The organism is Anoxybacillus sp. EFIL, from assembly GCF_013096955.1.
Taxonomy (GTDB): domain Bacteria; phylum Bacillota; class Bacilli; order Bacillales; family Anoxybacillaceae; genus Anoxybacillus; species Anoxybacillus ayderensis.
The window spans coordinates 166,414-191,394 of sequence record NZ_SDLH01000005.1 but is presented as its reverse complement, the minus strand read 5'-3'; the positions used below and the strand labels follow the sequence as shown (position 1 = coordinate 191,394).

26 protein-coding genes are annotated in these 24,981 nt (G+C 39.3%); 2 read left to right on the top strand and 24 right to left on the bottom strand.

Translation table 11 applies throughout. The features are described from left to right. Nucleotides 1-13 precede the first annotated feature (13 nt). From treR to ES017_RS09895, 7 genes are all read right to left on the bottom strand, one after another. Nucleotides 14-736, bottom strand: a complete 723-nt coding sequence (gene treR / locus ES017_RS09925) for a trehalose operon repressor (protein WP_021095937.1) — start codon at nt 734-736, stop codon at nt 14-16. Between the two features lie 27 nt (nt 737-763). After that, complete coding sequence (treC, locus tag ES017_RS09920; RefSeq protein ID WP_021095936.1) at nt 764-2,428, bottom strand: alpha,alpha-phosphotrehalase; 1,665 nt, start codon at nt 2,426-2,428, stop codon at nt 764-766. Nucleotide 2,429: 1 nt separating this feature from the next. Further along, nucleotides 2,430-3,833, bottom strand: coding sequence for a PTS system trehalose-specific EIIBC component (treP, locus tag ES017_RS09915; protein WP_021095935.1), 1,404 nt, complete (start codon nt 3,831-3,833; stop codon nt 2,430-2,432). Between the two features lie 165 nt (nt 3,834-3,998). After that, entirely contained in the window at nt 3,999-4,388 is a 390-nt protein-coding gene (locus ES017_RS09910; RefSeq protein WP_051157508.1) for a PilZ domain-containing protein, read from the bottom strand. A gap of 71 nt (nt 4,389-4,459) precedes the next feature. After that, a complete protein-coding gene (gene parC, locus ES017_RS09905; RefSeq protein ID WP_021095933.1) occupies nt 4,460-6,850 on the bottom strand; it encodes a DNA topoisomerase IV subunit A in 2,391 nt (796 codons plus the stop codon). A 4-nt stretch (nt 6,851-6,854) separates the two neighbouring features. Continuing rightward, entirely contained in the window at nt 6,855-8,828 is a 1,974-nt protein-coding gene (gene parE, locus ES017_RS09900; protein WP_035063633.1) for a DNA topoisomerase IV subunit B, read from the bottom strand. Between the two features lie 336 nt (nt 8,829-9,164). Next, nucleotides 9,165-9,569: a CoA-binding protein gene (locus ES017_RS09895; RefSeq protein ID WP_042536293.1), complete on the bottom strand. Its 405-nt coding sequence runs from the start codon at nt 9,567-9,569 to the stop codon at nt 9,165-9,167. Between the two features lie 135 nt (nt 9,570-9,704). On the opposite strand from ES017_RS09895, the gene plsY reads away from it, so the two are divergent. Both plsY and ES017_RS09885 read left to right on the top strand, forming a co-directional pair. Next, nucleotides 9,705-10,286: a glycerol-3-phosphate 1-O-acyltransferase PlsY gene (gene plsY / locus ES017_RS09890; protein ID WP_021095930.1), complete on the top strand. Its 582-nt coding sequence runs from the start codon at nt 9,705-9,707 to the stop codon at nt 10,284-10,286. Between the two features lies 1 nt (nt 10,287). Continuing rightward, nucleotides 10,288-11,652: an RsmF rRNA methyltransferase first C-terminal domain-containing protein gene (locus ES017_RS09885; RefSeq protein ID WP_035063631.1), complete on the top strand. Its 1,365-nt coding sequence runs from the start codon at nt 10,288-10,290 to the stop codon at nt 11,650-11,652. Between the two features lie 25 nt (nt 11,653-11,677). On the opposite strand, the gene ES017_RS09880 is transcribed toward ES017_RS09885, so the two are convergent. The 17 genes from ES017_RS09880 to cybH form a co-directional block, all read right to left on the bottom strand. Then, complete coding sequence (locus ES017_RS09880) at nt 11,678-12,238, bottom strand: YpmS family protein (protein ID WP_021094806.1); 561 nt, start codon at nt 12,236-12,238, stop codon at nt 11,678-11,680. Nucleotides 12,239-12,241: 3 nt separating this feature from the next. After that, nucleotides 12,242-12,979 (bottom strand): SGNH/GDSL hydrolase family protein, encoded by a 738-nt coding sequence (locus tag ES017_RS09875; RefSeq protein WP_021094805.1) that lies wholly within the window; start codon nt 12,977-12,979, stop codon nt 12,242-12,244. Between the two features lie 65 nt (nt 12,980-13,044). Then, nucleotides 13,045-13,617, bottom strand: a complete 573-nt coding sequence (locus ES017_RS09870; RefSeq protein WP_021094804.1) for an SCO family protein — start codon at nt 13,615-13,617, stop codon at nt 13,045-13,047. Between the two features lie 13 nt (nt 13,618-13,630). Beyond that, nucleotides 13,631-14,473, bottom strand: coding sequence for a DegV family protein (locus ES017_RS09865; RefSeq protein WP_021094803.1), 843 nt, complete (start codon nt 14,471-14,473; stop codon nt 13,631-13,633). Between the two features lie 140 nt (nt 14,474-14,613). Continuing rightward, entirely contained in the window at nt 14,614-14,865 is a 252-nt protein-coding gene (locus tag ES017_RS09860; protein WP_021094802.1) for a YpmP family protein, read from the bottom strand. 97 nt (nt 14,866-14,962) lie between these two features. After that, entirely contained in the window at nt 14,963-16,231 is a 1,269-nt protein-coding gene (gene ilvA, locus ES017_RS09855) for a threonine ammonia-lyase IlvA (RefSeq protein ID WP_021094801.1), read from the bottom strand. Between the two features lie 123 nt (nt 16,232-16,354). Continuing rightward, on the bottom strand, nt 16,355-16,846 hold the full coding sequence (locus ES017_RS09850; protein WP_021094800.1) for a dihydrofolate reductase: 492 nt from the start codon (nt 16,844-16,846) through the stop codon (nt 16,355-16,357). Between the two features lie 14 nt (nt 16,847-16,860). Next, on the bottom strand, nt 16,861-17,655 hold the full coding sequence (thyA, locus tag ES017_RS09845) for a thymidylate synthase (RefSeq protein ID WP_009361209.1): 795 nt from the start codon (nt 17,653-17,655) through the stop codon (nt 16,861-16,863). A 92-nt stretch (nt 17,656-17,747) separates the two neighbouring features. After that, nucleotides 17,748-18,740 (bottom strand): hydrogenase expression/formation protein HypE, encoded by a 993-nt coding sequence (gene hypE, locus ES017_RS09840; RefSeq protein WP_171335025.1) that lies wholly within the window; start codon nt 18,738-18,740, stop codon nt 17,748-17,750. 3 nt (nt 18,741-18,743) lie between these two features. Continuing rightward, entirely contained in the window at nt 18,744-19,853 is a 1,110-nt protein-coding gene (hypD, locus tag ES017_RS09835; RefSeq protein WP_021094798.1) for a hydrogenase formation protein HypD, read from the bottom strand. Beyond that, a complete protein-coding gene (locus ES017_RS09830; RefSeq protein ID WP_021094797.1) occupies nt 19,834-20,061 on the bottom strand; it encodes a HypC/HybG/HupF family hydrogenase formation chaperone in 228 nt (75 codons plus the stop codon). Before ES017_RS09830 ends, hypD begins: the two co-directional genes overlap by 20 nt. Next, nucleotides 20,052-22,331 (bottom strand): carbamoyltransferase HypF, encoded by a 2,280-nt coding sequence (gene hypF, locus ES017_RS09825; protein ID WP_021094796.1) that lies wholly within the window; start codon nt 22,329-22,331, stop codon nt 20,052-20,054. Before hypF ends, ES017_RS09830 begins: the two co-directional genes overlap by 10 nt. Beyond that, a complete protein-coding gene (gene hypB, locus ES017_RS09820; RefSeq protein ID WP_021094795.1) occupies nt 22,304-22,975 on the bottom strand; it encodes a hydrogenase nickel incorporation protein HypB in 672 nt (223 codons plus the stop codon). Before hypB ends, hypF begins: the two co-directional genes overlap by 28 nt. After that, nucleotides 22,953-23,330 (bottom strand): hydrogenase maturation nickel metallochaperone HypA/HybF, encoded by a 378-nt coding sequence (locus tag ES017_RS09815; RefSeq protein ID WP_021094794.1) that lies wholly within the window; start codon nt 23,328-23,330, stop codon nt 22,953-22,955. The genes hypB and ES017_RS09815 overlap by 23 nt, the downstream gene beginning before the upstream one ends. Then, complete coding sequence (locus ES017_RS09810; RefSeq protein WP_021094793.1) at nt 23,323-23,742, bottom strand: Rieske (2Fe-2S) protein; 420 nt, start codon at nt 23,740-23,742, stop codon at nt 23,323-23,325. Before ES017_RS09810 ends, ES017_RS09815 begins: the two co-directional genes overlap by 8 nt. Then, nucleotides 23,739-24,215, bottom strand: a complete 477-nt coding sequence (locus ES017_RS09805) for a HyaD/HybD family hydrogenase maturation endopeptidase (protein WP_021094792.1) — start codon at nt 24,213-24,215, stop codon at nt 23,739-23,741. The genes ES017_RS09810 and ES017_RS09805 overlap by 4 nt, the downstream gene beginning before the upstream one ends. After that, nucleotides 24,205-24,981: a Ni/Fe-hydrogenase, b-type cytochrome subunit gene (cybH, locus tag ES017_RS09800; protein WP_021094791.1), complete on the bottom strand. Its 777-nt coding sequence runs from the start codon at nt 24,979-24,981 to the stop codon at nt 24,205-24,207. Before cybH ends, ES017_RS09805 begins: the two co-directional genes overlap by 11 nt.

Here is a 24,981-nt window from a genome sequence, read left to right as displayed (position 1 = left end):
CCACGGATTATTTTTAATGCAAATGAATGCGCCGCGCAAAATCAACGAATCGAAATTTATCAAGACGATGACGGGACTCTGTATATTGAAACAAACTCGCATCATCTAAATAAACGTAATTCCGCACGACAACAACGTGGGTATATTGTTTAACATGCAAATACATTCGATCTTCATCCGTACACTCTTCGACGAAAAATTCCTTTTTGGCAAAACTAATTTTTAATTGCAATTCTTTTTCTAAATATTCATAAATGGAGCGCTCACATATATCTTTCGATAAAAACGGAACAAACTTTTTATTGAAAAAATCTTTATCTAAAATAATGCGCTCGCCTTCAATTTCTCGCACGCGTACTACTTTCCAAATGTCCTCTCTTGATGTCACATGGAGATGTTTTTTTAACATTTCATCAGGTTTCATCACTTCAAGTTGCTCAACAATCGTTCGCGAAGGTTTTCCTAACTTTTGTGCTAATTCTTTAAAACTAATTAGTCCCGAAATCGGGAAATCAAATTTACGAACGTCTAATACAATGGAACCTTTTCCTTTAATTTTTTGAATATACCCATGTTCCGAAAGTAAATTGAGCGCTTTGCGAATCGTTTCACGAGATGTCTCATATTGTTCAACGAGCTGATTTTCAGAAGGAATTTTCATTCCAGGTTTAAATATTCCCTTTTCAATTTTCGATAACAAGTCATTATAAATGGACAAATATTTATTTTCACTCATTGTTTATCACCGAAAAATATTTTACCATTATTTTTTCAAGTAATAAACAATCGATTCATACGGACGCAACATCATTTTTATAAAATCGCTTGGCGAGTCGTCATAGTTCGATAATAATATTTCGCTTTTATATTCTGTGATGTCTATATGTTCTGGCCATTCAAATAGTGTTTCTTGTCCATAAAAATTATTAATCACAACAAGTTTTTCATCGTTTCCGTTACGTATATATGCAAAAATCGAAGGATGATCTTCTAAAATGAGTTCGTAATCCCCTGTCGTAATGATGTCGTATCGTTTACGCAACTGAATTAGTTTTCGATAATGATAAAAAATAGATGTTGGATCTTGTAACGCTCGTTGAACATTAATTTCTTCATAATTGCGCGCGACAGAAATCCAAGGGGTGCCAGTTGTAAATCCCGCGTGTCGCTCATCGCTCCATTGCATTGGTGTTCGAGAGTTGTCACGAGATTTTCGCTGTAAAATATGCAATACCTCTTGTTCACTTTTTCCTTGTTCTTTTAATATTCGGTACATATTTAATGATTCGACATCTCGATAATCATCGATTCGTTCAAATTTTGGATCGGTCATTCCGATTTCTTCACCTTGATAAATAAAAGGGGTGCCTTGCATCATATGAATCGTTGTCGCTAACATTTTTGCTGATTGTTTATGATAACGTCCGTCATCCCCATAACGAGAAACGATGCGTGGTTGGTCATGATTGCACCAAAACAATGCGTTCCATCCACCGCCTTTATGCATGTTCACTTGCCATTCCGATAAAATCTTTTTTAACTGTAAAAAGTCAAAATTAGCAACTGCCCACTTCTCTCCATTTGGATAGTCGACTTTTAAATGATGGAAATTAAATGTCATATTCAGTTCATGACGATCAGGATTTGTATATAAAATACAATGGTCAATTGTCGTCGATGACATTTCTCCTACTGTCATCATATCGTACTTCGAAAATACTTCTCGATTCATTTCTTGCAAAAATTCATGAATGCGTGGACCGTCTGTATAATATTTTCTTCCATCTCCAGGTGGAATAGATCCATCATCGTCTAAAAATCGTTGATCTTTCGAAATTAAATTAATGACATCTAAACGGAAGCCGTCTACTCCTTTTTGTAACCAAAAATGCATCATCTCATATACACGCTTACGTACTTCTTCGTTTTCCCAGTTTAAATCAGCTTGTGTAACATCGAACAAGTGTAAATAATATTGTCCTGTTTGTTCATCATACTCCCAAGCTGATCCCCCAAATTTCGATTGCCAATTGTTTGGTTTATCTCTCCAAATGTAAAAATGACGATACGGGTTATCTTTAGATGAGCGAGCTTGTTGGAACCATTCATGATCTGTTGACGTATGGTTCACAACGATATCCATCACAATTTTTATATTTCGCTTATGCGCTTCTTCAATAAGTTTTTCAAAGTCTTCCATCGTACCGTATGGTTCATAAATTCGATAATAGTCACTTATATCATATCCATTATCACGCTGCGGAGATTCGTAAATGGGGGTGAGCCAGATGGCATCAACCCCGAGAGTTTGTAAATAATCAAGTTTTTGTATAACTCCTTGCAAATCACCAATTCCATCGCCATTTGTATCTTTGAAACTTTTCGGATAAATTTGATACACGACTGCTGTTTTCCACCATGGATGCATATTACTTACCGCCTCTCGTTTTTGCCAAAATGTACGTCAACGTAAATGGAACGATAAGGACGATAGCCATACCGATGAAAAATGGTGCCCATTTATCTGGGAAAATCGATAAAAATCCAGGTAGTCCGCCAACACCGATAGAAGAAGCTTGCACTTTATTAATCGTAATAAAAATTCCCGCAATAGCAGAGCCGATTAAAGCTGAAATGAACGGATAACGGAATCGTAAATTGACACCAAACATCGCTGGCTCCGTAATGCCCAAGTAAGCAGATATAGCTGATGTAAACGATAAGCCTTTTAATTTTTCATCTTTTGTAGCAAACATCATCGCAAGTGCTGCAGAACCTTGTGCAATATTGGATAACGCAAGCATAGGCCATAAAAATGTCCCACCTGTGCTACCAATCAATTGTAAGTCTACTGCTAAAAACGTATGATGCATTCCTGTGACAACGAGAACAGCGTATAACCCTCCATATACGAGCCCACCTAACGCTGCAAAACGATCGAATAAAGCAACAAGACCATCCGTTAAAGCGTTTGCAATAGCAAACGTCACAGGACCGATTGCAATAAAAGAAACAAACCCTGTCACAAGTAATGCAATTGGAGCAACAAGCAACAATTGAAATGCTTCCGGAATGCGTTTTTTCAAAAATTGTTCTAATTTCGCTAACACATATGATGAAATTAAAATAGGTAATACTTGACCTTGATAACCGATTTTTTGAATATCAAATCCAAATAAATTCCAATATGGCACTGTTCCTTCTTGCACAGCTGAAGCGTATGCCCATGCATTTAATAACGCTGGATGAACAAGCATAAGTCCGAGTACAATTCCGAGTAACTCGCTTCCACCAAACTTTTTAACAGCTGACCAACCGATTAACCCAGGTAAAAAGACGAACGCTGTATTGGCAATTAAGTTAATCATATCAGCAAAATCGCGCCATTGTTTATGAACATCAACAACCGATTTTCCTTCATAAAAAATTCCCGGGCCTGTTAAAATGTTATTTAACCCCATCAATAAGCCGGCTGTGACGATAGCAGGTAAAAGCGGAATAAAAATGTCAGCTAACGTTTTAATGGCTCGTTGTAGCGGATTTAATTTTTTTTCCGCAGCGTCTTTAATGTCTTGTTTTGTCGCGCGGCCGAGACCGGTCATTTCAATCATTTCGTTATATACTTTTTCTACTAATCCTTGACCAATCACTACTTGAAACTGACCATTGACTGAAAATGATCCTTTCACAATATCAATGTTTTCTAATGCTTCTTTGTCAACTTTTCCTTCATCTTTTAACGCAAAACGAAGACGTGTGACGCAATGTGTCGCGGCAATAATATTTTCTTTCCCACCGACCGCTTGGACAATTTTTTCAACAGATTGTCGCATCTTCTACTCCTCCTTAGTTGAAGCGTTTACACACAATTTTTATAAACTTGTATATACAAGTCGACTTGTTTGTTTTTATTTTAACCTGTATATACAAGTTAGTCAACCGCTTTCAACATTTTTTAAAGAAAAAAAGATGCCCACATGGACATCCTCTTTATTTGCTTATTTGCTTTCTTTTCTCCGAGCATACATCGCCGCATGTCTTTTAATTTCGCCAATTAACTGCATTTCTTCTTGTTTAGAAATCTCTAACGATAGACCGTATTGAAATTCATTCGCATATGTTTTTTTCCACATGACAACGCCACGGACGTTCATTGGTTGATCGACGATTGTAAACTGTAACTCCACCTCCATTTCACCTTTAGCAGAGTCAATAGGTAAATTTAATTTTGTCTCCATTCGAATGCCACGCGGACTAATATCATGAATTTCAGCCGCTCCTTTATCCGTTTCCACTTCCCGTTCTCCAATGCGTGTAATACGGAACGTGCACGGAATCGGTTGACCAAATTGATATCGGAAAGGTTCTTGTCGTTTAAATCTCATCATAAGTCCCCCATATGAAAACTATACCTTCTTCAATATAATTGAAACAACGAAGAAATTCAAGGGAGTTATGACTATTTCACCCATGTATCCGTAACATAACCAACTTCTTCACAATCAAGCACGTATGTTACATTGCCATATCGATCACTTAATCGCAGTTCGTCGACATAAACCTCTTCCATCATGCCTTTCTCCGTCTTTAAAATAACATATCCGTTCGAAAGGAAATGACAGCTCACTAATCGATGTGGAGTTGTTTTCACTTCTTTAACGAGAAGTTGCCCACGTTTTGCACGTGTAGATTGCTCGATCTCTGTTCGTGCTATTTTTTTCACTGCTCCACGTTTTGTCACAAGAACAACGTTTTCTTCAGTTGCTTGTTGAGCAGAAACAACGCAATCTCCTTCTTTTAGATGGATTCCTTTCACTCCAGCTGCTCGAACGCCAACTTCTCCGATTTCTTCTTCTTGGAACAATAAGCCATAGCCATATTGTGTGACGAGGAATATATACCCTGTTCCGTCAGTTTGATACACATTCACAACTTCATCGTCATCTTTTAATCGAATCGCCACAAGCGGCTTAGAGTACCGTTGTGCTTTATAATGAACGAGACTTGTTTTTTTCACAAACCCTTGTTTTGTAATAAATAGCACATATCCATTTGAAAAATCTGTGATTGGAATAGCACTAATGAGTTGCTCATCGCGATCAAGCGGAATGATATGAGAAATATGTTGACCGATATCTTTCCAACGAATATCGGGAAGTTCATAAACAGGGCAATATAGATAATTACCTTTATTTGTAAATAACAACAACGTATGTGTCGTATTCATTTCGAACATACCGAGCAATCTATCGCTCTCTTTCATGCCAATATCTTGTCCGTTCGAAGCGCTATAAGACCGAAGGCTTGTCCGCTTAATATATCCATCTTTTGTGACGGTAACAATGACATCTTCCTCGGGAACAACGACATTCATTTCAATTTTAATTTCTTTTATTTCTTCTTCAATCGTCGTTCTCCGCTCATCTGCATACGTTTTTTTCATTTTTCTTAAATCGGCTTTAATCACAGATAATAGCTTTTTCTCACTTTCTAAAATGGTCGTTAATTCTTCGATTTTATCGTTTAATGCGTTTGCTTCTTCACGCAAATCATAAATATCTGTATTCGTTAAACGATACAGCTGTAATGTGACGATAGCTTCCGCCTGAGGCTCCGTAAATTCATAGCGATTCATCAAATTTGCTTTTGCATCTTTTTTATCTTTGGACGCACGAATCGTTGCGATCACTTCATCTAACATCGATATAGCTTTCATTAGCCCTTCCACAATATGAGCGCGTTCTTTTGCTTTTCGTAATTCATAACGGGAACGATTCGCGACCACTTCTTTTTGATGTTCGATATATGCATCTAATAGTTGCGGTAAGCTTAATAACTTTGGACGACGCTCGTGGATGGCAACCATGTTAAAATTGTACGTAATTTGTAAATCAGTGTTTTTGTACAAATAGTTTAAAATACCTTCTGCATTGCCGTCTTTTCTCACTTCAATAACAATTCGTAACCCTGTGCGATCTGTTTCATCACGCACATCAACAATTCCATCCAACTTTTTTTCAAGGCGCAATTCATCAATTTTTTTAACTAAATTCGCTTTATTGACTTCGTAAGGGATTTCCGTAATCACAATCGCTTGTTTGCCGCCTTTCCCTTGTTCGATCGTTGCTTTAGCGCGAATAATAATTTTTCCTTTCCCTGTTTCGTAGGCTGTTTTAATGCCTTCTTTTCCTTGGATGATGCCACCCGTTGGGAAATCCGGCCCTCTTAATACAGTCATTAAATCATCAACTGTACAAGTCGGATGATCAATGCGCATAATCACTGCATCAATTACTTCTCCTAAATGATGTGGTGGAATTTCTGTCGCATAACCTGCTGAAATGCCTGTTGAACCATTGACAAGTAAATTCGGAAACATTGCTGGCAATACAACAGGTTCTTTGCTCGTATCATCAAAGTTTGGTACAAATTCTACCGTTTCTTTATCAATATCGCGCAACAATTCAGATGCGATCGCCGATAATCTTGCTTCTGTATAACGCATCGCTGCAGGTGGATCTCCATCAATGCTTCCGTTATTTCCGTGCATTTCAATAAGCACGTTTCTCACTTTCCATTCTTGGCTCATACGCACCATCGCTTCATATACGGAAGAATCACCATGTGGATGGAAATTACCGATGACATTTCCGACTGTCTTAGCCGATTTACGGAATGGTTTATCGGACGTATTTCCATCTACATACATCGCATATAAAATGCGACGCTGCACCGGTTTCAATCCATCGCGTGCATCAGGTAAGGCACGTTCTTGAATAATATATTTACTATACCGACCAAATCGGTCTCCTAACACATCTTCAAACGGTAAATCTAATACACGTTCCATGTTCTTATTCCCCCTCAGTTGTCATCACATGATCGTTTTCTAAAATATTCATATCGTCCTCTAAACCGAATTGCACATTGGACTCAATCCATTTTCTTCTCGGTTCTACTTTATCGCCCATCAATGTCGTGACACGACGTTCTGCACGTGCTGCATCGTCAATACGAACACGAATAAGCGTCCGCGTTTCTGGATTCATCGTCGTTTCCCATAATTGATCAGCATTCATTTCACCAAGCCCTTTGTAGCGTTGAATCGTATATCCTTTACCGATTTTTTTCAAAATCGATTGCAGTTGCTCATCCGTCCATGCGTATTCAATCACTTCTTTTTTACCAACTTTTTTACTTACTTTATAAAGTGGTGGAAGGGCAATAAACACTTTACCAGCTTCGATGAGTGGTCGCATGTAACGATAAAAGAAAGTTAACAACAACACTTGAATATGTGCCCCGTCTGTATCTGCGTCAGTCATAATGATGACTTTATCATAATGAATATCATCGAGCGAAAAATCAGCCCCCACACCCCCGCCAATGGCATGAATAATTGTGTTAATTTCTTCATTTTTAAAAATATCAGCTAGTTTCGCCTTTTCTGTGTTAATGACTTTCCCACGAAGAGGCAATACCGCTTGAAAACGGCGATCACGTCCTTGTTTAGCTGAGCCACCTGCCGAGTCCCCTTCGACTAAATACAATTCATTTTTTTGTGGATTTCGTGTTTGAGCAGGTGTTAACTTTCCGCTTAATACATGTTCTTTTCCTTTTCTCTTTTTTCCAGAACGTGCTTCTTCCCGTGCTTTTCGCGCAGCTTCACGCGCTTGAAACGCCCGAATCGCTTTTTTAATTAACAATGTGGCGATATCTGGGTTTTCATTTAAAAAGTACGTTAGTTTCTCGCTAACGACCGCTTCAACGGCCGAACGAGCCTCAGGTGTTCCTAGTTTCCCTTTCGTTTGTCCTTCAAATTGCAACAGTGCTTCTGGAATGCGAACAGATATGATCGCAGATAATCCTTCACGAATGTCTGTGCCTTCTAAGTTTTTATCTCGTTCTTTCAATAAACCTACTTTTCGTGCATATTCATTAAACACGCGAGTCATTGCCGTTTTAGCTCCGATTTCATGTGTTCCTCCATCTTTCGTTCGCACGTGGTTCACAAACGAAAGCATATGTTCTGCATACCCATCATGAAACTGAAAGGCAAACTCCACTTCAATATCGCTTTGCTCGCCGCTAAAAAATACAACCGGATGCAATACATCTTTTTCTTCATTTAAGTATTGTACAAACGCTTCAATTCCATTTTCGTAATAAAATGTATCACGTAATCCCGACCGTTCATCGTGTAATTCAATTTTTAATCCTTTTAATAAAAATGCAGATTCTCGTAAACGTTCACTAATCGTTTCATAATGGAACGTTGTTGTACTAAAAATCGTTTGGTCCGGTTTAAAGCGAATTTTTGTTCCTGTTCGCTTTGTTTCTCCAATTTTTTCAAGTGTACTGACAGGCTTTCCACCATGTTCAAACCGTTGGTAATATATGAACCCATCACGTTGAATCGTCACTTCTAACCATTCTGATAAAGCATTAACAACAGAGGCACCAACCCCATGCAAACCACCGCTCGTTTTATATCCACCTTGACCAAATTTCCCTCCTGCATGTAATACAGTTAAAATAACCTCTGGCGTTGGCTTTCCTAACTTATGCATACCTGTAGGCATCCCACGTCCTTCATCTTGAACGCTAATGCTTTGATCATTATGTATCGTCACAACAATGCGTTTTCCATATCCAGCAAGCGCCTCGTCAACGGCATTATCTACAATTTCATATACGAGATGATGCAAACCACGGCTATCTGTACTTCCGATATACATGCCTGGTCGCTTACGAACCGCCTCTAATCCTTCTAATACTTGAATGGTATCTTCGTTATATGTAAGAAGTTGTTTATCTGTCACAATCATTCCCCTTTCACAACAAGAACATTTGTTTCTGTTTTTTTGACTTTCTCTATTTTAACATACATTCGAAAAACGTCCAACGTCATGATAAGAAAAGCGCAAAGCGCCCGCCTATCGGCGAAGAGAGCACAAGCCCCACCGAGGAGAGCTCGAACCAAGCGATCGCTTGGTTCTGCGTGGGTAACATCACTGAAGTATTTCAGTGTGTCGCCGCCGCAGTGTGGGTCGGAGCGAATCGAGCCGATGGCGCTTGGAGCTAGACACCTTCCTAAATCTGAATTTTTATACTTTCTTATCTCTTTAGAAAAAGAACGACCATTACGAAAAGAATGGTCGTTTTTAACGTGTGAGCGCATGTTCTACTTTGATGCAGCGATCCATCACAACGGTATAACCTTTTTCTGTTAAATCACGGTACACCTCTTCATCATATACACCTAATTGCGCCCAAAACACGTCCGCATCTATTTGTACAAATTGCTCAGCAATTTCACGTAAATGTTCGGAACGGCGAAACACATTCACAATATCGACATGTCCTTCAATATCCGTTAACATAGCAACAGCCGGAATGCCTTCCCATTCTTTAATAAGCGGGTTAACTGGAATGATTTCATATCCTGCTTCTTTCATCGCTTTTGCGACCATGTACGATGTACGTTCCGGACGATCTGACAATCCCACGACAGCAATTCGTTTGGCCTTATTTAAAATTTGTTTGATTTGTTCACGACTTGGATTCATGTCATCTACCTCCTATGATAACCTAGTATTTCTTCATACAAAAAAATAATCCTGCCTTCATTTTTTAAAAAAGCATGTTACAATAAAAACATGACCTTGATAGAGGAAATATGAATGAAGTAGAGGGGGCTTATAATGTCCATTTTGCTTATGATCATCGGTTATTTACTTGGTTCGATTCCGTTCGCGTTACTTGTCGGGAAAATTGGGTACGGGATTGACATACGTGAACATGGAAGCGGCAATTTAGGCGGAACAAATACGTTTCGGGTGCTCGGTGTAAAAGCAGGATTAATTGTGACAATTGCCGACATTTTAAAAGGAACGTTGGCTGCAAGCTTACCTGTATTGTTTCATGTAGACATTCACCCGCTCATTACGGGAATGTTTGCTGTGTTTGGCCATACATATCCGGTGTTTGCACAATTTCGTGGTGGAAAAGCGGTTGCCACATCTGGGGGAGTGTTGTTATTTTATTCACCTGTTCTTTTTATGACGATGTTAGCTGTCTTTTTTCTCATTTTGTATATATCCAAATACGTCTCGCTTTCGTCCATGTTAACTGGCGTGTATGCCACCGTTTATGCATTCATATGGACAGAGGATATTCCTTTGCGCATTGTCGTCACATTATTAACACTTTTTGTATTTTATCGTCACCGAGCAAACATCAAACGTATTTTAAACAAAACAGAACCGAAAGTGAAGTGGTTATAGCGTGACTACATGTCGTTTACCAGAAGAATTTATAACAAAAATGAATGCTTTGCTTCAAAATGAAGCGGAGCGTTTTTTTGCGACATACAATGAAGAAAAAGTTCATGGTTTGCGGGTGAATACACTAAAAGTTTCACCATCGACATTTTTAAACATCAGTCCATGGGAACTTGATCCAATTCCTTTTTGTTCTACAGGATTTTATTACCGCGATGCCCAACCTGGAAAACATCCGTATCATGCTGCTGGATTGTATTACATTCAAGAGCCAAGCGCAATGTTTGTCGCTGAAGTGCTTGCCCCATCTCCAGGAGAGCGCGTGCTTGACTTATGCGCAGCCCCCGGTGGGAAAACGACACAATTAGCAGCTATGATGAACAATGAAGGGTTTTTATTGGCAAACGAAATTCATTCAAAACGTGTCAAAGCTTTATCTGAAAATATTGAGCGACTCGGAATTACAAATGCTGTTGTGACAAATGAAACACCTGAAAAACTATCGGAAACATTGGAAGGATTTTTCGATAAAATTTTAGTTGATGCTCCATGTTCCGGGGAAGGGATGTTTCGAAAAGACGAAGAAGCGATTCAATTTTGGAGTTTAGACCATGTTCAAAAATGTGCACAAACACAAAAACATATTTTATCTTGTGCTTATAAAATGTTAAACGAAGGGGGGACACTTGTTTATTCGACATGCACATTTTCTCCCGAAGAAAATGAACAAATGATTGACTGGTTTTTAGCAACTTACGATGATATGGAACTCGTTCCAATCGAAAAAGAACACGGGATTCAACCAGGTGTGACACATTGGACGAACACACATAATGAACAAATCGCACATACTGCAAGACTTTGGCCTCATCATCTCCGAGGAGAAGGGCATTTCGTTGCAAAAATGCGCAAACGAGGAGCAGCAAAACGATGGACTGGAAAAACAGCTACTTCTAACGTATCGAAAGCGATGTGGCGTGATTATGAAACGTTTATAAACAACACAATCCAAACGACAATAGACGGGACGCTTTACGCATTTGGGACGCATATATTTGCTCTCCCTTATTTATGCCCGCGTTTAGACGGCTTAAAAGTCGTTCGCCCTGGTCTCCATATAGGAGAATGGAAAAAAAATCGCTTTGAACCAAACCACGCTTTAGCTATGGCACTAACAAAACAACAAGTACAAGCACACCTTCCGCTCACGTTTGAAGAAAGTATCCGATATATGAAAGGAGAAACGTTACAAACAAATGGCGATCGGGGATGGATATTAATTACTATTGACGGCTATCCACTCGGTTGGGGAAAAGAAGTAAAAGGAGTGGTAAAAAACTTTTACCCGAAAGGATTACGAATAAAATAGGATGTCCCTCGATATGTGGGGCATCCTATTTTGTAATTGTAACTGTAAAAGTCATATCATCTTTACTTAAATCAAACGTTTTCGCTTTGAGCATATATCCTTTTTTTATACGGATGTCGCTTACAACAATATAAATGCGCTCTTTTTTCGCGTCCACTTTCACCCAATTTGGCAAAGAAGCATGTTGATCTATATATGATAGCACATACGGAACGGGTAAACGAAGTTGTCCAAATGTCATCGTCGGGTGGGCAAGTACAATGTGCCCGTTTTCATCCACAGTCGGATCAAACGCCATCGTTAAATCGACTTGTTTTCCGAATATCGGAATCGCGCTTATTATATAAAGACGATCAGCTAATTGAACATCATAAGACAATTCACCCTTTTTTTCATGCTTCTGAATATAGTCACGAATAAGGGTATTCATATGCTGTTTCGAAGTTTGAACAGTAAATACCGGTCCTTCCCCTTTGATGTTTGGAATATTTGGAGAAGGAGATGGCTGAAACATATAAAAAAGTAGTAACACGATTATGAAACCATTTATCCCTAACAGGATAAAAAATAAAATTTTCCATTTCACAATTCATTCTCCTATCCACTCACGATGTTTTTGTAAATATTCATATATGCGCTTTGCCATTTGTTCATAGCCTAGGTTGTTCGGATGAAATTGATCATCATACAATACATCATCACGTCCTTCAAACAGATCCGCAATAGGTACAAATAGTGTACGATCATAGCGGGAAATCACTTCCTTACTCCCTTCGTTCCACATGTGTATAACCTCATCCATTTCTGGTATATTTGGAAATGCTGAAGAAAACGGATTGTATAATCCAATCAGCACAATATAAGCGTCCTGATTCATATGGCGAAGAAGTTGCAGTTGTTCATCAAGTCGGGAAGCAAACGCCTGTTGTTCCTTTACAAACAAATCGTATGTTAAAGATAAAAAATGTGAACGAACAACCTTCATCATATCATTTCCACCGATAGTGATAAAAATAAGATCTGCTTGCTGAATGACCGATTCGTTATTTATCATGACATCTGCGAGTTGTGTACTACGTAATCCTCGTTTGCCAAAGTTGTGCACAAACACTTTATTCACATCGTCACGATTTTCTAAATATTGCTCAATGAAAGCAACATATCCACCTTCCTCATCACCTACCCCTTCGGTTAATGAATCACCTAACGCCACAATTTGTAAATCACGTGACTTCATTTGTACTTGCTCTTTCTCTTCCATCATTGTAGGTGTAGAAGAACATCCGACTAAACAGACGCAAAGAAATAGAAGAAGAAATTTGTTCACAGAAAATCCCCTCTCTATAAAAGAAAAGACAAAAATGACTGAATCATCATTTTTGTCTGTATATCCTATTCTTGTAACATGTCAATATGCTTTAAAATTTCTTCGTAAGGTACATCGTTTAAGCCACTATAGTACTTCACAATCGTCCCATTTTGATCAACGAGATAAAAGTCTGTACCGTGAATGACTTGATCCCCTTCTTGCGGTTTTTTTACGACAGCTTTAAAGTTTTTTTGAGCAAAACGTTCAATTTCTTGTTGTGTGTATCCTGTAAGTAGGTGCCAACGACTCGTATCTCCTTGAAACTTCTCAACATATGCCTTTAATACATCCGGTGTATCGTTTTCAGGATCGACACTAAACGAAACAAAATGAACGTCTAACCCTTTTTCCTTCGCCATTTTTTGTAATTTTGCCATATTTGCCGTCATTGGAGGACAAACGTCAGCGCAGCGCGTAAAAATAAAATCAGCCACCCATACTTTTCCTTTTAAATCAGCTAAGCCAAACTGTTGACCATTTTGATCAATAAATGTGAAATCTTCAATTGGCCAATTTTTTGCATCTGGAATTGATTGTTGACAAGCAACAAGCAAGGACAGAGATAAAACAAATAACCATAAACGTATACGCTTCATTTTTTCGCTCCCCCTACTCCGTATAGTACATAAATCCGATGGCTCCTGGGCCTGTGTGCGTAGAAATAATTGGGGTTGTATACACGATGTCGGTTTGTGTCCATCCTGTTGCTTCTGCAATCGACTGTTTTAATCGTTCACTTAAATCCATTGCTTCTGCATGAGCAATCCCTACTGCTCGAATCATCTTTCCTTTCGTATGTTCAACAAATTGGTTTGTTAAAAATTTGACGATTTGAGACTGGCTACGAACTTTTGTCACAGGTGTATATACACCATCTTGTAACGAAGCGATCGGTTTAATGTTTAATAACGAACCAATCATCGCTTTTCCGCGTCCAATGCGTCCCCCTTTGACGAGATTTTCAAGCGTATCAACAACAACAAATAAATGTGTATTCTCGCGGATCGTATCAAGACGCGAAACAATTTCTTCTACTGTTTTTCCCTCTGCCGCCATTTTTGCCGCCTCTAATACTTGAAAGCCGAGCGCAAGAGAAATAAAACGGGAATCAATGACGGTAACGTTGGTTTTTGTCATAGCCGCAGCACTCTCTGCAGAGCGCACCGTTCCGCTCATTCCTCCTGTCATATGAATGGAAATGACATCATATCCTGCTTCTCCGAGTTCATCATATACTTGTAAAAACTGTCCTGCAGACGGTTGAGAACTTTTTGGAAGTTCATCTGCTTGTTTCATTTTTTCAATAAATTGTTGTGGAGTAAAATCAATGCCGTCTACATATGTTTGCCCATCAATAGAGATTGATAATGGCACGACGCGAATGTCCCACGCCTCAATCGTTTCTTTTGTTAAATCGACCGTAGAATCTGTTACAATCTTTATTTTACTCATTTTTCCACTTCCCATATTTCATTCTAAAATTTCGTACGGTGAAATTATATAATAAAATGCCCCTATATGTCGCTGTTTTCATAAAATTTTTTGTAAAAAAAGAGCTGATTTTGCACAATAGCAAAACAGCTCCTTATCATTTATGCATTGTTTTTTAAAATTTCAGATTTAAATATTTGTTCGTACACCGGCCACTTTAACACTCGTTTTAAATATTCTTTAAATGAATACACCTTCTTTGGACTTTTTCTAGCATGCACTTGTGCAATAAACGTTTGCAACCTTACTTTTACCATAAATTGATAAGGGTTATCGTCCTCCAATACCGGAATTTCGATAATTTTTACTTTTTGCCCATCTACGTTTTTAAACTCTAGGCTTTTGAATAACAAAATATCAATCCTCTTTTTTGACCGATTTACTTATATTATACACGATTTTTATGTTGAAGTATGTCACATTTCGTCATCGATTTATAAAAAATTTTTGTCAAATGAGCAAATGGAACAAGCTGCTATCTTTATTCACTTCCATAAACGGAAAACCTTTTTTCTTCATTCGTTCGATGAGCGGACCGTAATCTTCACGACATTTTAATTCAATGCCAACGAGAGCGGGGCCACTTTCTTTATTATTTTTTTTCGTATATTCAAAGAGTGTAATGTCGTCTGTTGGTCCTAATACTTCATCGAGAAATTCCCGCAAAGCGCCAGCACGTTGCGGAAAATTCACAATAAAATAATGTTGAAGTCCTTCATAAATCATAGAACGCTCTTTAATTTCTTGCATGCGCCCAATATCGTTGTTTCCTCCGCTAATAATACAAACAACGGTCTTGCCACGAATATGTTCTTTATATAAATCAAGCGCAGCAACCGGCAACGCTCCAGCAGGCTCGACTACAATCGCGTTTTCATTATAAAGTTGCAAAATCGTTGTACATGCTTTTCCTTCAGGAACAACGACAATATCATCGACCATTTCTTTTGCTAATGCAAATGTTTTTTCCCCCACACGTTTCACTGCCGCGCCATCTACAAATGGATCAATTTCACTTAAAGTGACGACTTCTTCTGCTTCAAACGATTTTTTCATGGAAGGAGCTCCTTCAGGTTCGACGCCAACTAATTTCGTTGCTGGTGAAATACTTTTGATATACGTTCCGACACCAGAAATAAGCCCCCCACCGCCAATGCTTGCAAACACATAATCAATCGCTTCTTCACAATCATTTAAAATTTCAACACCAACTGTTCCTTGCCCAGCAATCACAGCTTCATCATCGAATGGATGGATAAATGTTCGCTGCTCTTGCTTTGCGCAAATAAGTGCTTGTTCATAGGAATCATCAAATGTATCGCCAACTAAAATAATGTCAACAAACTCTCGACCAAAAAACTGTACTTGCGATACTTTTTGTCTCGGAGTTGTAGATGGCATATAAATTTTCCCATGCACACCGAGCGCTCGACATGAATAAGCTACACCTTGAGCGTGATTGCCTGCACTTGCGCAAACAATTCCATTTTTCTTTTCTTCTTCACTTAAGCTTTTCATTCGATAATATGCACCACGAATTTTAAACGAGCGAACGACTTGTAAATCTTCCCGTTTAAAATATACATGACAATCATACCGTTCTGAAAGCAATTCATTTTTTTGTAAAGGGGTATGATACACGACATCTTTTAACGTTTGATAAGCAATTAAAATATCTTCTACATATACGCCATGTTTTCGTTTTACTTGTTGTTCCATTTTCTCGTTTCCTTTCTATTTATAATTTCATTGTCAAAATTATGTTATTCTAAAATATATCATATTTTCGAATAAAGAAAAGTAAATTTTCTAAAAATTATTCAAAAAGATGAAGCTCGCCAATTAGCGAGCTGTTCGTTCATATATACAAAATGTGTGTGGATAACGATTTTTTTCGTCTTGCACACCTTGTCGAGCGGTACGAAGCACCCATTGCTTTTCATCAATTGGTGGGAAAAATGCATCTCCTGTAAACGTTTCGTCAATATGTGTAACGTACAATTGATCGGCTAGCGGCATCGCTTGTTCAAACACTTGTGCCCCCCCGATAACAAACAAATGACCATGTTGCTGTTCTATTTGTTCGATGTCATCAATTGAATGAATGACTTGAACATTCGAATCCGCTGAAAACGTGTTGTCCCGTGTAAGTACGATGTTTATTCTTCCAGGAAGCGGACGGCCGATCGATTCAAATGTTTTTCGCCCCATGACAATCGGATGACCCATAGTTACATGTTTAAAATAAGCTAAATCCGACGGTAAGTGCCAAGGTAATGTATTGTTCCAACCAATGACTCGATTTCGATCCATCGCGACAATAATAGAAATCAATTGACTCACTTCCCTTACACAGACACGTCCGCTTTAATGTGCGGATGCGGATGATAATCAACAATTTCAAAATCTTCAAAGCGATATTCAAAGATAGACGCTGGTTTTCGTTTAATGACTAATTTCGGAAGTGGACGCGGTTCTCTCGTTAATTGCAACTTCGCTTGTTCGATATGATTCATATATAAATGAACATCACCGCCAGTAAAAATAAGTTCTTTCGGTTGTAGATCGCATTGTTGAGCAACCATATGCGTAAGTAGTGCATAGCTTGCGATATTGAACGGAAGACCTAAAAACGTATCAACCGAACGCTGTTGCCACATGCACGATAACGTCCCATTTTCCACGTAAAACTGAAAAGCATAATGGCAAGGAGGCAACTTCATATTGTCTAATTCCGCAACATTCCATGCGCTTACTAAAAGACGGCGCGAATTTGGATTGTGCTTTATTTGTTCAATCACTTCGCTAATTTGATCAATCGTTCGGCCGTCTGCTCCCCTCCATGAACGCCATTGAGCTCCATATACCGGACCTAAATCTCCGTTTTCATCTGCCCATTCATCCCAAATTGTTACACCATTTTCTTTTAAATAACGAATATTCGTATCCCCACTTAAAAACCAGAGCAACTCATGAATAATTGAACGAATATGTAACTTTTTTGTTGTAAGTAAAGGAAATCCTTCACGTAAATCAAAACGCAATTGACGTCCAAATACAGAAATCGTCCCTGTTCCCGTACGGTCATCCTTATACACACCGTTTTGTAAAATATCTTCAAGTAATTGTAAATATTGCTTCATGACACCCTCACCCTTTTTTATGTACTGTCATTTATTATGACATAAACGATAAAAGTAGGAAAGACAAAAACCGTAGGATTTTCCCCTACGGTTTAACAAATACGAGGCAACATTAATCCTGTTAATCGATATAATCTTCGTGTTGTGCCAAGCGGTGTTCGCAACAATAATTGACCTTTATTTGTTGCTCGAACAGTTCCGATGACAGCGGCATCTTTTCCTTCAGGTTGAGAACGAAGGGCATCAAGAACAGCCTGTTCATCTTCTTTTGGAACGATCATGACCACTTTTCCCTCATTGGCCAAATAGAGCGGATCAAAACCGAGCAATTCACATGCTCCTTCCACTTCTTGTTTTACAGGGATACATTCTTCCTCCAATTCAATCGTTACCCCAAAATCTTCACAAATTTCTACAAGGGCAGTCGCTAATCCCCCGCGGGTTGGATCGCGCATCAGGCGAATGCGTTGACTTGCTTGTAACGCTTTGGCAATGAGCGGATACAATGTTGCACAGTCGCTCTCAACCGTTGATACAAGACCTAATTCCCCTCGGGCCACTAATATAGCTACTCCATGATCACCAACTGAACCGCTGACAATGACCGAGTCGCCTTCACACATTTTAGGCTCAAGCGGATGGGAAATGACTCCGATCCCTGTTGTATTAATATATAATCCATCCGCACTACCACGTTCAACAACTTTTGTATCGCCCGCAACAATCGCCACATTTGCTTTTTTTGCTTCTTCAGCCATCGATTGCACGATCGTTTTTAAATCACCAATTGGAAACCCTTCTTCGATAATAAAACTACAAGTCATGACTTTCGGGATCGCTCCAACGACCGCTAAATCATTTATTGTTCCAGCTACCGCTAACTTTCCAATGTTTCCACCTGGAAAGAAAAGAGGTTTAACGACAAAACTATCCGTTGTCATGGCTAGCTCATGCAGGTCTAACGTAAACGTAGCTGCATCGAATTTTGCATGACGATCGTTATGAAACATAGAAACAAAAATATCCGCAATGAGCTGATGAGCTAACTGTCCTCCGTCTCCGTGGGCGAGCGTTATTCGCTCCATTTGTTACTCCTCCCTCATATATTGATAATACGCTGCACAACTACCTTCTGATGACACCATACAAGGTCCAATCGGATGAAGCGGTGTACATGCTTTCCCAAACAATACACATTGTGGTGGATCGATAAGCCCACGAATGACTTCTCCACACCGACACTTTGTTCGACGCGGTTCGCGCGTTAAAACAGAAAACTTCACCTTTGCGTTAAACCGATCATACTCTTTCTTAAAATCCATTCCACTTTGTGAAATCACCCCGATACCGCGCCACGCCTCATCGCATAATGTGAAATAATGGTTCATCCAATATTTCGCTTGTACATTTCCTTGTTCATTCACTACACTTTTATAATCGTTTAATACAATAGCGTGCTGTTTGAGTGCTAACATTAATAAATGACGAATTGCACTTAACATATGTAATGCTTCAAATCCACTAATTACTGCAGGCATATTGTATTCCGTTGCTAAAAATTCAAAATGAGCTCTCCCCATCACCATGGATACGTGCCCAGGGAGTAAAAAACCGTCTAGTGACACGTCTCCATCGTGAAGTAATTGCCGCAAAATTGGCTCCACTAGCTTTGTCGACATCCACATGGAAAAATTGTGCACTTGCTTTTCTTCTGCTTCTTTTATTGCTGCAGCTAAAATTGGGATGGTTGTCTCAAACCCTATCCCTAAAAAAATAACTTCTTGATACGGATGCTGTTCAGCAATACGAACCGCATCAACTGGAGAGTAGACGACACGCACATCTTTTCCTTCTGTCTTCGCTTGCATCAACGTTCCATAAGATCCAGGCACCCGCATCATGTCGCCAAATGTGCAAATGATTCGATCTGCACCATCTGTCAAAGAAATCATTGCATCAATTGTTACTTGATCAGTGACGCAAACAGGACAACCAGGACCAGAAATGAGACGAACGTATCCTTCGAGCGCTTTTTTTACTCCCGTACGAGCAAGTGCCATCGTATGTGAACCGCACACTTCCATAAACGAAGGCATTCGTCCAAACGTTTGTTGAAACTGATTTGCTAACGTCTGTACTTCTTTTAACAACGTTCGACTGAGCGCTGAACGAGTTGGGCTATCCATCACGTCTAGCATCGACTAGCTTCCTCCATTCTTCCAAACTTTCTTTTGCATACTGTTCATCAATAATCGACATCGCCTGTCCAGCATGCACAATGACATAGTCGCCAATTTTGACTTCAGGAACAAAAATAATTCCAACATCCATTTGCGATCCCATGACATCTACTCGTGCGGAAAAACCTTCAATATGTAACACTTTTGCCGGTACTCCTACACACATACACGATCCCTCCTATGTGCTGCGATGATTAACTGTCCAAGAGCTAGTCCTCCATCATTGCACGGTACTTTTTGATGCGTGTAAACACACAATCCAAGCTTACTGAGTTCTTGACGAAGACGTTTAACGATATAACGATTATGCATACTCCCTCCCGATAATACGATATTTCGTTCGTACGTTGGATATTGTTGTAAAGCTAAACGAACCAATTCGACAGACGCTTGCACGACTGTTTCATGGAAGCGACCAGCAATGATATTTACTTGTTCATGAGCTTCAACATCTTCCCATATCGCTTGCCACATCTTTGCCAAATCAATTTCCCATTCATCCTGTTTTTTTATATGAAACGGATAAGCTTCATATATTTTTGTATCATCAATAAATTCAGAAAGTCGAACAGCCGCCTCTCCATCGTACGTACTATGCGTGCAAACGTACAAAAAGGCACTAACGGCGTCAAATAGCCTCCCGCACGTACCTGCTAAAGGAGAGTGTAGCCCTTTTTCGACCATTTGTTTTAATACACGTACCTCTTGTGCTCTTTCGGTAAATCGCTTCTCCGCCAGAGCATATCCTTGTTCACCGAAATAATGTCCGAGCATGCCGACGGCTGTACGCCAAGGCTCTTTGATGCAACGCTCTCCACCTGGAAGCGGAGTATACGTTAAATGCCCGAGCCGTTTATATTGTGAAGCATCTCCGTACAGTAGCTCAAACCCCCATATATGTCCGTCCTCCCCGTATCCTGTTCCATCTAAAATAAGGCCAAAACAAGGGGAATATATGTGATTTTCCTCCATGCACGAAACCATATGTGCATGATGGTGTTGGACAGCTACAATATCGGTATGCCATTGTTTTGCGATGTTCCACGTTTCATAGTTTGGATGCAAATCAACAGCAATTGCTTTTGGTGTCACTCCCATCCAAGTGCGTAAATGTTCGTATTCCCTTTGGAAATGTTCAACGACTTCTACATGCTCTAAGTCACCAATATGAGGTCCTAAAAAAATTTGATGATGTCTCCCAAACGCGAATGCATTTTTTTGTTGCCCACCAAGTGCTACAATTTCATGAACGTCATACTTCGTCTCTAATGGATCGGGAACAAAGCCACGCGCTCGTCGAATAAAATGAATCTTGCCACTCTCTATTTGAACAACAGAATCATCAATAGGGTGAACAATCGGACGATTATGTACAAGAAAATAATCAGCAATGCCTTGTAAATCACGTAAAGCTTGTTCATCTTCGTATATCATGGGCACCCCTGAACGATTCGCACTTGTCATCACGACAACAGGCAATCGGTCATCAAGCAATAAATGGTGAAGTGGGGTGTACGGTAACATCACTCCAACTGTTTGTAACCCCGGAGCAACCGATGAAGCAATCATTGTGTTTTTTCTTTGTTTCACAACAACAATGGGAGCTTCCGGCGAAGTTAACAACCGTTTTTCTTCCACAGTTACATGACAGAATTGTTCTACAATATCAAGGGAGGCTGCCATGATAGCTAGCGGACGATGAGGCCGTTGTTTTCTTATTCGTAATTGTCGGACAGCCACTTCATTTGTCGCATCACAAGCTAAGTGATATCCACCTAATCCTTTCACCGCAACAATCGCCCCAGCACGAATATATTCCTTCGCTTGTTCAATGGCATCTCCTTGCAACGCTTGCCCATCTGGCATCAATAATGCAACAGATGGACCGCATGTTGGACAAGCAATAGGCTGAGCGTGATGACGGCGGTTCATAGGATCTTTGTACTCTTGCTCACATCGTTCACACATTTGGAACGAGCGCATCGATGTAAACGGACGATCGTACGGTAACTGTTCAATGATTGTATAACGAGGGCCACATTGTGTGCAATTAATAAACGGATAGCGATACCGATGATCATTTGGATCATACATTTCTCGTAAACAATCTTCACAAACAGCCGTATCAATTGGAATTACGAGCGAAGAACTTCCTGTTCGTTCGCTCGGAATGATAGAAAAATCTTTAAAAGCACGCCATTGTGATAAAGTTACAACCATCTCATCGATGCGAGATAGCCGCGGTGCCTCCATCGGTAAAGAGTAAATAAACTGGTCAACTGCATATGCATCGCCTTCGATATGAATAAAAACCCCATCCATATTATTTTGGACTATTCCTTTTACTTGATATCGCTGGGCAAGTGCGAAAATAAAAGGACGGAAGCCAACTCCTTGCACTCGTCCTTTCACTGTGATATTGACTGCTTTTTGCATCGAGCAACCCCTTCTCGAATCCAATGTAACCATTCATCCATTCCTTCACCCGTTTTTGCTGACAATGGAAGCAACTTAGACTGTGGATGAATACATGATAAATCTTCTTTCGCTTGTTCGACATCAAAATCAAGATACGGTAGTAAATCAATTTTATTTAGTAAAACAAGCTCTGTTCTCATAAACATCGTCGGATATTTTGGGATTTTGTCATTCCCTTCTGGTACGCTTAACACAGCTACTTTATGTTGCTGTCCTAAATCATAACCGGATGGACAAACAAGATTTCCTACATTTTCAATAAATAAAATATCAAGATGTTGAAAATCAAATTGCGGTAAAACAGCCGCAATCATGCGAGCATCTAAATGGCACCCTCCATGCGTATTAATTTGTACGGCTTGCGCACCAAGGGCACGAATGCGATCTGCATCTTTTTCTGTTGCTAAATCCCCTTCAATGACACCGATACGAAACTCATTTGCTAACGCCTCAATCGTCTTCTCTAAAATAGTTGTCTTCCCTGCGCCCGGTGAGCTCATTATATTGATGACAAGCGTATTCGTTTCCTCAAATAATTGACGGTTAAACGCAGCTGCACGGTTATTGTTTGTTAACACATCAACTTCCAATGTAATTTTCATGCGTCAAACTCCCTTCATATGCCAATATACGAAATGTTTCTCCTGCTACAATGTTTCCACTCGGAAGTAAACATGCTGGACATTGAGCAATTTTTGTCACGGGCTCATATTGGCTTCCACAAATTGCGCAAACTGCTTTCGCTTTCTCTATATGAATGATCAATTCAGCATTCATTGTTAAACAGTTATTTGCTTGCATTTTGTACACATCAAACGCAAATTGTAATGCATCCGGAAGCACATTGCTTAACGTGCCAACAAGCAATTCTACTTTTTTCACATATTTTATCTTTTTCATTTGAGCATCTTGCTCGATTAACTGAACGATTTCTCCCATTAACGCCATCTCATGCATAAGAATCCCTTTCTATTTGCACATACCACTCATCTCCTTCTCGTTTTGTAGGAAGAAGTGGCATATGCAACGTTCCTTTTTGTGAAAATACATGCCATTCACGATCACAATACAAGCAAATAAAACGATGATCTTGCTGAATATAATGCGGCATGACTTGACAATGTGAACAAATAGCTTTTCTTACATATAACGTCCCTTCATGTTTGTAAACAACGAGCGGGATGCGATCAACAGTTTTGATTTCAACGTCACATATATCATCGCACGGGCCAATAGCATGCCACGTGCGATGATTAGAAAATAATTTCTTCACTTTTTCCACCTCGTCTTCTAATAATGGGGCGGAAGCTTCTTTCATTGTTTCAATTAAACTATTACGCATCATTTTTAAAAATTGCAGGCGATTCATGGCGTACGACACCACTTCTCTACTTGGTGAACAACTCGCTCAACAACGTGTGGAAGTTGTGCTTGGACAATTGGCGATAACTCTAATCCGAGACATAAAGATGCAGGTTGAACACCAAATAAAACCATTTGTTTTGGACATGTTTGACGTATTTTGGCGGCTGACAACACTTCCTGAAAACCGAGTTGATGAATGGACATTTTAATTCCAAAATATGCTGGAATTTCATCATCGATTAACGTAACGATTGTTCCTGCTTCTTTCCCTGCATTGACAGCATCGACAATTGCCAAATACTCCGTCTCTTCAATTGTCCCAAGTAAACGCATCCCATCAGTTGAACCTTCAATCACTTCTACGTCGTCATATTTCGCCAATTTTTCTTCTAATAAAGGCAAAATATGAATGCCTACTCCTTCATCGGAATATAGTAAGTTTCCTATTCCGAGAACAGTTATTTTTTTATTTTTCATCCTGTTCACCTAATGCTTCTTTTTTTCTTTCTAGTTTATAGCCAGTAAAAATGGATGACATCGTTCCATTTCGTTGTAAATAGTCTTCGCGAAATGCCATATATACGTGTACAACAGTAAAAATGATAAACCCCCATGCTACAAGATGATGCCACGAACGAACAGAATAGCTATCGCCACCAAATAAATGGGCAACCCACATAAACATTTTTCCATAAATTGATTCTGGTTGTGGTTCAAATAATAAATAGTAACCTGTAAGCATCATAATGATCGAACCAAGACCAATAAAAATCCAATAACTTAATTGGGCGAGTGGATTATGTCCAATGTAATGTTTTTTATTGTTTTTCATAAATAAGTAATATTTTATTGTTTCAAACGCTTCCTTCCAAAAAGAAAGGCGAAACGGATTCGATGTCGCATGCTCATTTCCTTTGTACACCCAATACCAACGGACAGCTAAGTTAATAGTAAAAAGAAAAGCAACGAAAAAGTGGATATAGCGCGCCCACCCCATTAAAAAGGAATAATATGCCTCTTCTTGAATAGATGCGGACACAAACGGGCGACCGATGAACACGCCCGTAATCATTAACACTAGAATAGAAAAAGCATTAATCCAGTGAAAAATACGAACAGGTAGCTCCCATACGTACACTTTCACCATGTGATCGTTTAATTCAATATGTTTTGCTTTTCGTGACCGCTTCCAAATGACTTCCGTCCGTTTTTGTTCAATTTTTGGATTTGTCGGGATCGACAT

Coding starts and splice junctions, on each gene's coding strand:
- treR (WP_021095937.1), bottom strand. CDS start 736: ATGAGTGAAAATAAATATTTGTCCATTTATAATGACTTGTTATCGAAA.
- treC (WP_021095936.1), bottom strand. CDS start 2,428: ATGCATCCATGGTGGAAAACAGCAGTCGTGTATCAAATTTATCCGAAA.
- treP (WP_021095935.1), bottom strand. CDS start 3,833: ATGCGACAATCTGTTGAAAAAATTGTCCAAGCGGTCGGTGGGAAAGAA.
- ES017_RS09910 (WP_051157508.1), bottom strand. CDS start 4,388: ATGATGAGATTTAAACGACAAGAACCTTTCCGATATCAATTTGGTCAA.
- parC (WP_021095933.1), bottom strand. CDS start 6,850: ATGGAACGTGTATTAGATTTACCGTTTGAAGATGTGTTAGGAGACCGA.
- parE (WP_035063633.1), bottom strand. CDS start 8,828: ATGATTGTGACAGATAAACAACTTCTTACATATAACGAAGATACCATT.
- ES017_RS09895 (WP_042536293.1), bottom strand. CDS start 9,569: ATGAATCCAAGTCGTGAACAAATCAAACAAATTTTAAATAAGGCCAAA.
- plsY (WP_021095930.1), top strand. CDS start 9,705: ATGTCCATTTTGCTTATGATCATCGGTTATTTACTTGGTTCGATTCCG.
- ES017_RS09870 (WP_021094804.1), bottom strand. CDS start 13,617: ATGAAGCGTATACGTTTATGGTTATTTGTTTTATCTCTGTCCTTGCTT.
- ES017_RS09865 (WP_021094803.1), bottom strand. CDS start 14,473: ATGAGTAAAATAAAGATTGTAACAGATTCTACGGTCGATTTAACAAAA.
- ilvA (WP_021094801.1), bottom strand. CDS start 16,231: ATGGAACAACAAGTAAAACGAAAACATGGCGTATATGTAGAAGATATT.
- thyA (WP_009361209.1), bottom strand. CDS start 17,655: ATGAAGCAATATTTACAATTACTTGAAGATATTTTACAAAACGGTGTG.
- hypE (WP_171335025.1), bottom strand. CDS start 18,740: ATGGAGCGAATAACGCTCGCCCACGGAGACGGAGGACAGTTAGCTCAT.
- hypD (WP_021094798.1), bottom strand. CDS start 19,853: ATGCTAGACGTGATGGATAGCCCAACTCGTTCAGCGCTCAGTCGAACG.
- ES017_RS09830 (WP_021094797.1), bottom strand. CDS start 20,061: ATGTGTGTAGGAGTACCGGCAAAAGTGTTACATATTGAAGGTTTTTCC.
- hypF (WP_021094796.1), bottom strand. CDS start 22,331: ATGCAAAAAGCAGTCAATATCACAGTGAAAGGACGAGTGCAAGGAGTT.
- hypB (WP_021094795.1), bottom strand. CDS start 22,975: ATGAAAATTACATTGGAAGTTGATGTGTTAACAAACAATAACCGTGCA.
- ES017_RS09815 (WP_021094794.1), bottom strand. CDS start 23,330: ATGCATGAGATGGCGTTAATGGGAGAAATCGTTCAGTTAATCGAGCAA.
- ES017_RS09810 (WP_021094793.1), bottom strand. CDS start 23,742: ATGAATCGCCTGCAATTTTTAAAAATGATGCGTAATAGTTTAATTGAA.
- ES017_RS09805 (WP_021094792.1), bottom strand. CDS start 24,215: ATGAAAAATAAAAAAATAACTGTTCTCGGAATAGGAAACTTACTATAT.
- cybH (WP_021094791.1), bottom strand. CDS start 24,981: ATGTCGATCCCGACAAATCCAAAAATTGAACAAAAACGGACGGAAGTC.